The following is an 11,859-nucleotide window of genomic DNA, read 5'->3' as shown; positions in this document are numbered from 1 at the left end:
AAGCACACATTTCAGTGTGCTTTTTTCATTAATGGCGGTATAAAAAATACTGATGATGGCAATCCTAAAATTATATAAATTGCTGGAGGTATAACAATGAAAAAGTGTGCTTTAATTGTCAGTATTATATTTTTGATGGTGTTTACTACAAGTATTCCAGTTTTTGCAGAAGAAGAAAATAATGAAAACGCTGATGATACATTAAGCCTTGCACCAAATTCAAAATCGGCTATATTAATTGAACGTGATACAGGGAAATTACTCTTTGATAAAAATGCCCATGAACAGCTTCCGCCAGCCAGTATGACCAAAGTCATGACACTGCTGTTAATTATGGAAGCGTTGGATCAAGGGGATTTAGAATATGATGAAGTGATACGTGTCAGTGAGCGAGCTGCTTCCATGGGAGGGTCACAAATATTTCTTGAAGCCGGTGAGGAAATGTCTGTCGAAGAACTACTAAAAGGGGTAGCAGTTGCATCCGGAAATGATGCTAGTGTAGCACTTGCAGAACGAATTGCAGGCAGTGAGGATGCTTTTGTTGAACAAATGAATGAAAAAGTAAAAGAACTGGATTTGGAAAACACGCATTTTCAAAACACCACTGGATTACCAGCAGATGACCATTACAGTACAGCCCATGATATGGCAATAATAGCCAAGGAGTTATTAAAATACGAAACGATAACAGATTATACATCTATTTATGAAGATTATTTAAGAAAAGGGGAAGAGAATGAATTTTGGTTAGTAAATACGAACAAATTGGTTCGTTTCTATAATGGAGTGGACGGATTAAAAACCGGATTTACGAATGATGCAAAATATTGTTTAACTGCAACAGCAAAAAAAGATGACATGCGTGTCGTTGCAGTAGTACTTGGAGCAGAAACACCAAAAGAGAGAAATGCGGATGTTACCCAAATGCTTGATTATGCGTTTAATCAGTTTGACACGAAAAAGTTATTTGATAAAGATCAGACGATAACAAACATGGAACTTTTAAAAGCAGAAAATAAAGATATAAATATTGTAGCATCTCAATCCATAAGTACTATTCATCCAAAAGGAGAATCTACAGAGAATCTGATCACAAAGGTGGATCTTAATGAGACGATAGAACTTCCATTAGAAAAAGGAGATCAAGTAGGAACTTTAACCGTGGAAAATGAAGGCGAAATCCTATCTAAAACGCCTTTAGTTGTAGATAGAGACATTGAAAAGGCCTCCTATTTCACGTTTTTAAAAAGATCGCTGCAGGAAATAGCGAAATCAGAATAAATTACTTCTAATTTCGTCGATTACCTTCTACTTTTGTCGTAAGGCAGGAATTTACCCACTTCATCAAGAAAAATAGTGTAACATGGTTTTTTGAAGGAGGAAGTTAAATGGGTCTAAATTCATTATTTGATATTAAACAAGATGTATTAATCGTAAGGCTATCCGGCGAGTTAGACCATCACGAGGCAGAAGCATTACGGGATAAATGGAAGAACATGATGCAAGAGAATGATGTGAAGCATGTGATATTAAATTTGGAATCCATGACATTTATGGACTCCTCCGGGCTGGGAGTAGTACTTGGTCGATATAAAGAAGTGCTGCAGATTGGTGGAGAAATGGTCGTATGTTCCATTTCACCACCTGTCAAGCGTTTATTCGAAATGTCAGGCTTGTTTAAAATTGTTCGTTTAGAGGAGAATGAAGCATTCGCTTTAGAAACGTTGGGGGTGGCATCATGAAAAATGAAATGTTTTTGGAATTTTCCAGTGTTAGCCAGAATGAATCATTTGCAAGAGTAACAGTCGGTGCATTTATCACCCAGTTGGATCCAACAATGGAAGAGTTAACAGAAATTAAAACGGTTGTCTCTGAAGCGGTAACGAATTCCATTATTCATGGGTATAACAACGAAGCGCATCATACCATTTCTATTTCTTGTCAGTTATTGGAAGGAGAAATTGAACTAACGATAAAAGATAATGGAATAGGAATTGGTGATGTTGATGAAGCCTTGCAACCATTATATACATCTAAACCTGAACTGGAAAGATCCGGAATGGGATTCACCATCATTGAGAACTTTATGGATACGGTGGAGGTCATATCACATCCTGGAGAAGGTACAACCGTTAACATGACAAAGCAATTAATGAATAGTAAAACGGTTAGTAAGTAGGGTTTTGCCTATGGATGTTAATGTTAAAAACAATAGTCGTAAAGAGGCACTAACGGATGAACAGGTGAAAGATTATATTTATAAGAGTCAGCAAGGTGACAAAGAGGCAAGAAACGTACTGGTAGAAAAAAATATACGTCTTGTGTGGTCTGTTGTGCAACGATTTATTAATAGGGGGTATGATCCTGACGATTTATTTCAAATCGGCAGTATCGGGTTAATTAAATCAATTGATAAATTTGATCTATCTTATGATGTTCGTTTTTCTACGTATGCTGTGCCAATGATAATTGGAGAAATCCAACGCTTTATCAGGGATGACGGCAGTGTGAAAGTGAGTCGATCTTTAAAGGAGATCGGGAATAAAATCCGTAAAAAGAAGGATGAATTAACGAAACTGTATGGAAGATCGCCGACTGTAAATGAAATCGCTAATGCACTTGAGATTTCAGCAGAAGAAGTAGTACATGCACAGGAAGCATCCAAGTCTCCACATTCTATTCATGAAACAGTATTTGAAAATGATGGAGACCCCATTACCTTACTAGACCAGATAGCTGATCAGGACACAAATTGGTTTGATAAACTCTCATTGCAGGAAGCGATCAGAGGGCTAAATGAACGAGAACGATTAATTGTGTACCTGCGCTATTATAAAGACCAAACACAGACAGAGGTTGCTGATAGACTTGGTATATCACAAGTGCAAGTTTCCCGTTTAGAAAAAAAGATATTACAGGATATGAGAATAAATATGGATTTATAAAATCACCACAGCTTGTGGTGATTTTTTTATGATAAAAATTGGACTTCTGGCAAATACTATTTTTATCGACACGCAGAGGATGATAGCTACATGGCGGAAATCGTTTATTTACGTTTAAAAAAAAGTATAGAATTATCCGTTATGCAACAGGTTCAGCTAAAAGATATCGCATATATATCCACTTCTTCACCCAAAAAGCGGAAACTGGAATATACACCTATTTATCGGATTACGAAAAAGGATAAAAACATTGTAATTATTGACAGCTTTATAATCATAGATCATTTAAATAACGTATACGATGATTTGGAATTTCAGCTTATAGGTCCAACACAAACCATTATTCGGATTAATAAAAGTAAGAAATCCCCATCTATCGTACTCGTATCCTGTGTCTGGCTCCTTTTGTTTATAGGCGCCGCAATGACGATTATGAATTTCCATTATGATGTCAGTATGCAAGAGGTTCAGCAAAGACTACATTATTTACTTACAGGCGAGAACAATGACTATCCACTATGGATTCAAATTCCGTACTCTTTTGGTCTGGGAATAGGAATGTTGTTATTTTTTAACCACTGGTTTAATAAACGATTTAATGAAGAGCCAAGCCCACTTGAAGTAGAGATATATAACTACCAGCAAGACCTTGATAATTATGTCAATCATCATGAAAATAAACTAAATGATACTAAGCCTCCTACTTAATTTCATTCAGATCATTATCGGGTTTGCTGGAGGTCTTGCTGTTGGGGGCGGATTTGTTGCCTTTTTAACTGTCCTTGGAATCATTCCGAGATTAATTCAACTAACGAAAACCGAAAAATTACTAAAAGTTTACGCAGCATGTGTGATTCTGGGTACATTATTTGGAACCTACTTGTCTTTTACAAATCTGACATGGAATCAACCAATTATTGTATTAATGCTTTGGGGTATATTTCAGGGCATATTTAATGGAATGCTTGCAGCTGCGCTAACGGAAATGTTAAATGTGTTCCCAATTATATCTAAAAGAATTGGGATAGAGAAATATATCCTGTGGTTACTCATGGCTTTTGTTTTTGGCAAAATCGCCGGATCATTATTTCAGTGGATGTATTTCGTTACGTAATACTTTCCTAAGAATGGAGGATATACATGAACAAAACAAACAATAAAAGTCCAATTTCCGCAAAATTACGTGATAATGAAGCATATATGAAGGAGAGGGTTGGGGTTGATGCTTCATTCGACCTTGGTTTTCGGGAAATCAGTGTGTTAAAAAGGAACGTACAGTTGTATTATTCAAACGGATTAGTCCATTCCTCTGTTGTGCAGGTATTAATAAAAGAGCTTGTTGAAATTAATGATTTTGAGAGTAATACGAAGAAGACTCCGGAAATTGTTAAAAATCGTCTTGTACATCACCAGTTCGAACAGGTAGAGACTATGGACGAAGCAGTGGATCAAATGCTATCGGGATTGATTAGCATTTTTGTTGATGGGATGAAATATGCCTTTATCGTTGATGTACGTAATTACCCTGGAAGAGCGCCGCAAGAACCTGACACAGAACGGGTGATTAGAGGTTCGAGAGATGGATATACCGAAAATATAATTGAAAATGCAGGCCTGACAAGAAGAAGAATACGTGATCCCAGACTTCGTCTTGAAATGGTAAGGGTTGGTGAACGCTCCAAAACGGATGTATGTGTTAGCTATTTGCAAGACGTAGCAGATGATGGCCTTGTCAGAAACATAAAAGAAAAGATTAAAGGCATTGAAGTTGATGGGATGACAATGGCAGATAAAGCGTTAGAAGAGTTTATTATGGAGCGAAAAACATCTCCATTTCCTTTAGTGAGATATACTGAAAGGCCGGATGTTGCAGCTAATCACATATTTGAAGGTCATGTGCAGATTATCGTTGATACTTCTCCAAGTACCATTATTCTGCCTACTACGTTTTTTGATCACCTGCAACATGCCGAGGAATTTCGACAAGCTCCTGTTATCGGAACCGTTGTTAGAATGGTACGATTTTTAGCCGTATTTGCTTCGATGTATCTCTTGCCATTATGGCTGTTATTTAGCCTTGAACCAACGTTGCTTCCTCAAGGGTTAACATTTATAGGACCAACTGACGTGGGAAATGTTCCTATAGCCATCCAGATAATCTTAGGACTTATCGGGATGGAATTCTTGCGGCTCGCGGCCATCCATACACCGACTGCGATTGCAACTTCAATGGGACTGATTGCAGCCGTTTTAATTGGGCAAATTGCGATTGATGTAGGGCTTTTTACTCCTGAAGTTATTTTATATGTGTCTATAAGCGCTGTAGGTTCTTATGTGACGCCAAGCTACGAATTAAGCATAGCCAATCAAATCGTAAATGTAATTTTAGTCATTTTAACAGGGCTCTTTGGATTAATAGGCTTTATGATTGGGTTTGTCATACATTTATTAATTTTAGTGCGTTTAAGGTCACTGAAAACCCCTTATTTATGGCCATTTATTCCATTTAATGCAGAAGGCATGTTATATGTCCTATTTCGCCTTCCAGTTCCATATTCGAACAAAAGACCGAGTATTGTTCATCCAAAGAATAATTATAGGCAACCTTTGAAAAAGAGCTAATCATAATGGTTAGCTCTTTTCATTTTTAATTTAATATGGTAAAGTTTTTCTTAACTTTAATTGTAAACAATGGAGGAAAATTATGATAATAGATAATCACCCATTCCAAACAAATCAAGACGGACATCTTCAGGTCGGTGGTATGGACACCATTGAACTAGCAGAAAAATACGGAACACCGTTATATGTTTACGATGTTTCCATGATTAGGGACAACTGCAGAGCTTTTGTAAACACATTTCGTGATTTAGATATAAAAGCGAAAGTAGCCTATGCAAGCAAAGCTTTTTCTTCTATCGCGATGCTTGAGGTCGTGAAAGAAGAAGGACTATGTTTGGATGTCGTTTCAGAAGGTGAATTATATACAGCATTACAGGCGGATTTTCCAACAGAAAGAATACATTTGCACGGAAATAATAAAAGTTTAAGCGAATTAGAGATGGCGATCACCCATGATATTGGCTGTATTGTCGTTGATAATTTTCTTGAAATAGAATTGATTAGTAGCTTACTTCAAAAACACAATAAAAAAGTAGATGTATTGATGCGGGTTACCCCTGGTATTGAATCCAAAACACATCAGTATATTATGACAGGAAATGAAGATTCAAAGTTCGGTTTCAACTTGAAAAATGGACAAGCAGATGAAGCGTTTCATCTCTTGCATCGTCACGAATCCATTCGTTTTAAAGGATTACATTGCCATATCGGTTCACAAATTTTTGAGACAGAACGGTTTTTGATGGCAACGAAAGTTTTATTTGAAAATATTAAGAAGTGGAATGATGACGTGGGGTATGTACCGGAGGTTTTAAACCTTGGTGGAGGTTTTGGAATCCGCTATACAGAAAAAGATTCACCCATACCTTTAACCACGTATGTTGAAGATCTTGTAGAGACCGTTCAAAGCCATTCGGAAGATTTAGGTATACACATGCCCGAAATATGGATTGAGCCAGGTCGGTCAATTGCAGGAAACGCAGGTATAACTTTATATACAGTTGGGGCAATGAAACATATACCTGGCGTCCGTCACTATATTTCTGTTGATGGCGGCATGACGGATAATTTGCGCCCTGCCTTATATGGAGCAGAATATGAAGCAGTAGTAGCAAATAAAGTCAATCATACGCCAGATAATACAGCTTCTATTGCCGGAAAATGTTGCGAATCCGGTGATATGCTAATTTGGGATTTGCCTGTACCTAATGTGGATGATGGAGACATACTTGCAGTGTTTTCCACAGGGGCGTATGGATATTCTATGGCTAATCACTATAATCGCTTTCCAAAAGCCGCAGTAGTATTCGTGGAAGATGGACAGGACAAACTCGTTGTTCGAAGAGAAACTTACGTGGATGTTGTCAAAAACGACTTATCTTATTACGAATGATCGACGTAAATATTTTCTTTTACTAAAATGAATGATAAAATGGAAAAGGTTTATATACTATTAAAGGGGATGTAAGCATGGATAAAAAAGGATATATCATAATGGAAAATGGTAATAAAATTGAATTTGAGCTTTACCCAAATGAAGCACCAAATACAGTAGATAATTTTGAAAGATTAGCAAATAGTAATTTTTACGATGGATTAACTTTTCATAGAGTAATAGATGGTTTCGTCAGTCAAGGTGGATGTCCGAACGGGAATGGGACAGGTAATGCGGGCTATACCATTAAATGTGAAACAGAAGGAAATCCTCATAAACATGTAGAGGGATCGTTATCAATGGCACATGCTGGGAAGGATACTGGAAGCTCTCAATTCTTTATCGTTCATGAAGAGCAGCCGCATCTAAATGGTGTTCATACTGTGTTTGGACAAGTTACGTCAGGTATTGAATATGCGAAAGCAATGAAAAACGGGGATGTAATGAAAGAGATGAAGGTGACTGGAGAATAATTCGTAGCGCTTTTCGATATACTGGGGTCTTCTGAGGAAGTTGTTTATGGATATTTACTTATTACTATACCTTGTATTTATAGTGGCACCACTTAGCAGTCTATTACATGAAGCCGGGCACGCTGCGGCAGCCCGAACAGTGGGTGCGGATCAGATAACATTGTCAATTGGTCTAGGAAAAAGAATTAACACAGTTATCTTTGCCAAAGTTCAAATCATCTTTCATGCTATTTTCTTTTTAGGAGGCTTAGCGAAGAGTGAAAGAGCAGTCCCTTATAAATCGTGGGAAATTGTATGGATTACCATAGTCGGCCCGATAACTAATGCCCTTTTTGCTCTTCTTTTTTATATACTGTATGTCATGTACCCGAATGACTATCTGCAATTACTTTTTTTATTTAATATATGGCTTGCTTTTGTAAATAGTATTCCATTCAAAATCAAAGAGAGGCGTTCAGATGGGTATCTAATCCTTCAAACCATTTCGAAAAAAAACACACCTTTCAAATTTAAACATAAATAGTAGTATGATTTTAACTTATCGTGTTAATGCTGTTTTAGAGAAATGTGGTTAGAATATGACTAGATAAATACGTGTAATTATGCAGAATGTATATACAAAAGTAAAAAGCCATGGTATAACAATGGTAATGGTTATAAATAGGTATTAATTGCCTTAGGGATATGGCGTTATGTAAAATAATGATCCGTTATTTTGTTAATGAGGGGTATCTATGTTAATTCGTTATAAAAAAAATATGGAAAAGATTGCAATGGGTTTACTATCTTTTATGCCGGAAGAGAAAAAAGACGTAAAAAAATTGCAGCAAACAATTAAGGAATACGAAACAAATCCGGACTGGCATCTTTTTTTGTGGAAAGAAGAGGAGGATGTATTAGGTGCGGTTGGATTAAGAATTGAAGATGAAATTAATGCCGTTATCCAACACGTTTCTGTGAATCCTTCACATCGCAATATTGGAATTGGCAAGAAGATGATTAATGAGTTGCACCGACTTTATCAACCTAAATATGCTGTATCAGCAAACGATGAAATACAGCAATTTCACAATAAATGTGATGAATCCGAGAAACAGGACGAACAGGATTAAAAGAAAAGCCAGCTCCTTTTCATTCAAAGGAGCTGGCTTTTTTATGAAAATCTGTTGTATTATTTTTTCAGTTAAATAAAAGTGATTGGATTCTTACATCCATGCAGCACCTACGATAATGAGAAGAATAAACAGTACTACAATTAACGCGAACCCTCCGCCATAATGACCACTCATAATGAAATCCTCCTTTTTCTTCTTTACATAAATGTTTTGTGGTAATATTTATCTTACGTTAATAATCTATGATAGAAACACTCATCCTGTATAGGCGTTTATGACAACACTTGCAATTTTCATTTTAAAGAAGGGAAGCTTATCTATGAATCAAGCTTATCACGTAAAATTAGATGCATTTGAAGGGCCGCTTGATTTATTATTACATTTAATTAATCAATATGAGATAGATATATATGACATCCCAATGGCTCAAATCACGGATCAATACATGAATTATATTCACACATTCCAGCACCTGGAATTAAATATCGCCAGTGAATATCTTGTAATGGCTTCAACACTGGTCGCTATTAAAAGTCAAATGTTATTACCAACAATTGAGACAATCGACGATTCAGATGAGTACATGGAGGATCCGAGAGAAGAATTAATGCAGCGGTTAATTGAGTACAGAAAATACAAAGAGGCTGCAGGAAAATTAAAAGAAAAAGAAATAGATGCACATCACATTTTTACCAGACCAGCAGTTGTGTTTGACGATGTGGACACCAGTGAGCGAATAGTGGAACAAGGTGATATTTCTGTGTATGATATGCTTGACGCCTTAGGGAAAGTCGTGGAACGCAGGAAATGGAATGAACCATTGGATACAAAAATAAAACAGGCTCAAATTACTATTGAGCAGAAAATGGAAGAAGTACTGCAGCTTGTAAAACAAGCAAAACATGGGATCGTATTTGATGAATTATTTTCGTATAAATCACGAACACATATCGTCGTTACCTTTATGGCATTACTGGAATTGATGAAGAAGAATGACGTGTATTGTAGGCAAACACAGCACTTGGAAGCAATACATGTGTTTTATATGGAGGAATAAACGTGGAAGCGAGTAAATTAAAGGGAATTGTAGAAGGTTTATTATTTGTAAGTGGTGATGAGGGAATCACGATAAAACAATTAGCTAAAATACTGGAAATTACGCAAGCATCTGTTGAAAATATACTGGAAGAACTAAAGTACGATTACGAACATACAGAACGTGGGATCATGATCATGCAGTCAAATCACATTTTTCACCTGACTACAATACCCGAACATAGCAGTTACCATAAAAAATTACTGGAAACTCCACAGACAACTAGAATGTCTCAAGCAGCCCTTGAGACACTTGCCATAATTGCCTACCAACAGCCTGTAACCAGAACAGAGATTGAAGAAATCAGAGGAGTAAAGAGCGATCGTCCTGTACAAACGCTTCTTTCAAGGCTATTAATAGAAGAGGTTGGGCGCAGGGACGGTATAGGCAGACCGATATTATTTGGTACAAGCAAGGATTTTTTAACCTACTTTGGTTTAACCTCACTGGATGAATTGCCAGCCTTACCGGAAAATGCAGATACAGAGGACATAGAACAGGAAGCGGATCTTTTTTTTGAACGATTTGAAGATGAATGAAAGTGGGAATAAAAATCCTTGTGTTGACTGATTAGTCAATACAAGGATTTTTTATGGAAGGCTGTTTTCTAAAAAAATTTTTGTTTTTGACACAAATATATTAGACTGCGAAACAGTGACAATTCTTTTGCAAACACTGGTCGAGAGGAGGGAACCGCTCCGGAAACACATTTCGCTTCCGCGGGCGGCTGGTGAGGCTCCTTGTGCTGGCGCACTGCGGAGTCTCACCTATGCCTTTCCTCCCGCAAGAGTCTTCATGTGTTTCCTCCGCTAATATCCCGTTTCCTACCGCTAAATTGCATTAGTAATCAATTCAAAATATAGAACCACTTCACCAGTTAGGGTCAGTGAAGGGCGGTGACTCCTGCTTTGAACAAATGTCTTCGGTGGGACGAGCATTTACGCGCAGTCCCAGCACGTGTCCGAAGAGCCCGCAGGACTATTCTAAGGAAGGCCGACTAAAACCGTCCTTTACGGACAACGTCGGCATACCCCCTTGCCGGGGCAAGGAGGCTGAGGCCGTGCCCTAAGGATGCGCATCCGCCCTTCGCTGACCCGAACGGCGATTATAGCAAATAGTAATTATGTCGCAGTTTAAATCAATTAGGATGAAGCGCAACAAAACTTACGAAAGAACTTATCAAAACATTTGAAGCACACAAGTTTTTCAATCACTGCATAGGCTACTGCGGGGTGATTATATGGATAATGATAAAAAATCGCATTTACAAAAACTTATAGAATGGGGAGATCATACAAAGGCTACTTTGAGTGACGCTAGTGCTGATACAACAGACGTAACAAAATGGAGAGAACAAATAGAAAATTGGCAGTTAGATATGGAAAGTAAATTGAACAGAAACAACGATATCTCAAATGAAGATATTGCATTATTACAAGAGGAAGGCGAACGAATCGCTTTTGATATGAAACATAAGGAAAAAAAGAAACAGGAATCATCATCCGTCGCTTATGGCAAACGTCAGTTACCACCATTACCTTATAGGTATGATGCGCTTGAACCATACATTAGTGAAGAAATCATGCGCTTACATCATGATGAGCACCACAAATCTTATGTTGACGGTTTAAACAAGGCAGAAATGGAATTATATACAAAAGATAAGGATAATAATATCATCAAACATTGGTTGAGAGCACAAGCTTTTAATGGCTCTGGACATCATTTGCATACCATTTTTTGGAATAATATGACACCTAACTCGAATAGAAAGCCATCTGGAGAAATACAAAGACGTATCGAGGAAGACTTTGGATCATGGAGTAATTTTAAGGAACTATTTTCAGATGTAGCAGCTTCTGTTGAAGGTGTTGGTTGGGCCGTATTACTATGGTCACCAAGAAGTGGAAGGCTTGCGGTGCAATCACTTGAAAAACATCAGTTATTTCATCTAGCAGATTCTATTCCTTTACTGGTACTTGATATGTGGGAGCATGCATATTATCTTCAGTATAAAACAGATAAGGAAACGTATATAAAAAATTGGTGGAATGTTGTGAACTGGGAGGATGTAAATCGTCGATATGTAGAGGCTAGAAAGGTGAAATGGCATTTGTATTAATTGTTTAATAGCTGGTCTCCTGCAGGCATATTTTATTCATATCACTTTATA

15 protein-coding genes are annotated in these 11,859 nt (G+C 37.2%); 14 read left to right on the top strand and 1 reads right to left on the bottom strand.

Going from position 1 to position 11,859, the window contains the following annotated elements:
• Positions 1–96: 96 nt before the first annotated feature.
• The 11 genes from KFZ58_RS09955 to KFZ58_RS09905 all read left to right on the top strand — a co-directional run bounded on the left by KFZ58_RS09955 (position 97) and on the right by KFZ58_RS09905 (position 8,587).
• Positions 97–1,281 carry a D-alanyl-D-alanine carboxypeptidase family protein gene (locus KFZ58_RS09955; protein WP_235791174.1) on the top strand — a complete coding sequence of 395 codons (1,185 nt, stop codon included), beginning with the start codon at positions 97–99 and terminating at the stop codon, positions 1,279–1,281.
• Between the two features lie 107 nt (positions 1,282–1,388).
• Positions 1,389–1,742, top strand: coding sequence for an anti-sigma F factor antagonist (spoIIAA, locus tag KFZ58_RS09950; RefSeq protein ID WP_235791173.1), 354 nt, complete (start codon positions 1,389–1,391; stop codon positions 1,740–1,742).
• Entirely contained in the window at positions 1,739–2,179 is a 441-nt protein-coding gene (gene spoIIAB, locus KFZ58_RS09945) for an anti-sigma F factor (RefSeq protein ID WP_235791172.1), read from the top strand. Before spoIIAA ends, spoIIAB begins: the two co-directional genes overlap by 4 nt.
• Before the next feature lie 10 nt (positions 2,180–2,189).
• Positions 2,190–2,945: an RNA polymerase sporulation sigma factor SigF gene (sigF, locus tag KFZ58_RS09940; RefSeq protein WP_235791171.1), complete on the top strand. Its 756-nt coding sequence runs from the start codon at positions 2,190–2,192 to the stop codon at positions 2,943–2,945.
• A 90-nt stretch (positions 2,946–3,035) separates the two neighbouring features.
• Entirely contained in the window at positions 3,036–3,653 is a 618-nt protein-coding gene (locus KFZ58_RS09935; protein WP_235791170.1) for a stage V sporulation protein AA, read from the top strand.
• Positions 3,631–4,059: a stage V sporulation protein AB gene (locus KFZ58_RS09930; protein ID WP_235791169.1), complete on the top strand. Its 429-nt coding sequence runs from the start codon at positions 3,631–3,633 to the stop codon at positions 4,057–4,059. The genes KFZ58_RS09935 and KFZ58_RS09930 overlap by 23 nt, the downstream gene beginning before the upstream one ends.
• Positions 4,060–4,085: 26 nt before the next feature.
• Entirely contained in the window at positions 4,086–5,567 is a 1,482-nt protein-coding gene (locus KFZ58_RS09925) for a spore germination protein (RefSeq protein WP_235791168.1), read from the top strand.
• A gap of 82 nt (positions 5,568–5,649) precedes the next feature.
• On the top strand, positions 5,650–6,960 hold the full coding sequence (gene lysA / locus KFZ58_RS09920) for a diaminopimelate decarboxylase (protein ID WP_235791167.1): 1,311 nt from the start codon (positions 5,650–5,652) through the stop codon (positions 6,958–6,960).
• A gap of 77 nt (positions 6,961–7,037) precedes the next feature.
• Positions 7,038–7,475 (top strand): peptidylprolyl isomerase, encoded by a 438-nt coding sequence (locus KFZ58_RS09915; protein ID WP_235791166.1) that lies wholly within the window; start codon positions 7,038–7,040, stop codon positions 7,473–7,475.
• Between the two features lie 46 nt (positions 7,476–7,521).
• Complete coding sequence (locus tag KFZ58_RS09910) at positions 7,522–7,998, top strand: site-2 protease family protein (protein WP_235791165.1); 477 nt, start codon at positions 7,522–7,524, stop codon at positions 7,996–7,998.
• 211 nt (positions 7,999–8,209) lie between these two features.
• Positions 8,210–8,587 (top strand): GNAT family N-acetyltransferase, encoded by a 378-nt coding sequence (locus KFZ58_RS09905; protein ID WP_235791164.1) that lies wholly within the window; start codon positions 8,210–8,212, stop codon positions 8,585–8,587.
• A 93-nt stretch (positions 8,588–8,680) separates the two neighbouring features.
• Here the strand turns inward: KFZ58_RS09905 and KFZ58_RS09900 are convergent, their stop codons facing one another.
• The gene (locus KFZ58_RS09900) at positions 8,681–8,764 is read right to left on the bottom strand and encodes a YjcZ family sporulation protein (protein ID WP_235794719.1); all 84 of its coding nucleotides are present in this window, start codon (positions 8,762–8,764) and stop codon (positions 8,681–8,683) included.
• Positions 8,765–8,909: 145 nt separating this feature from the next.
• Between KFZ58_RS09900 and KFZ58_RS09895 the strand changes: the two genes are divergently transcribed.
• The 3 genes from KFZ58_RS09895 to KFZ58_RS09885 all read left to right on the top strand — a co-directional run bounded on the left by KFZ58_RS09895 (position 8,910) and on the right by KFZ58_RS09885 (position 11,808).
• A complete protein-coding gene (locus KFZ58_RS09895; RefSeq protein ID WP_235791163.1) occupies positions 8,910–9,647 on the top strand; it encodes a segregation/condensation protein A in 738 nt (245 codons plus the stop codon).
• A gap of 2 nt (positions 9,648–9,649) precedes the next feature.
• A complete protein-coding gene (scpB, locus tag KFZ58_RS09890) occupies positions 9,650–10,225 on the top strand; it encodes an SMC-Scp complex subunit ScpB (protein ID WP_235791162.1) in 576 nt (191 codons plus the stop codon).
• Between the two features lie 701 nt (positions 10,226–10,926).
• Positions 10,927–11,808, top strand: coding sequence for a superoxide dismutase (locus tag KFZ58_RS09885; RefSeq protein WP_235791161.1), 882 nt, complete (start codon positions 10,927–10,929; stop codon positions 11,806–11,808).
• Positions 11,809–11,859 lie beyond the last annotated feature (51 nt).

This window comes from Virgibacillus sp. NKC19-16 (genome assembly GCF_021560035.1).
Classification (GTDB): Bacteria; Bacillota; Bacilli; order Bacillales; family Amphibacillaceae; genus Virgibacillus_L; species Virgibacillus_L salidurans.
The sequence above is the reverse complement of the archived record's forward strand: the minus strand, read 5'-3'. Positions and strand labels throughout refer to the sequence as shown.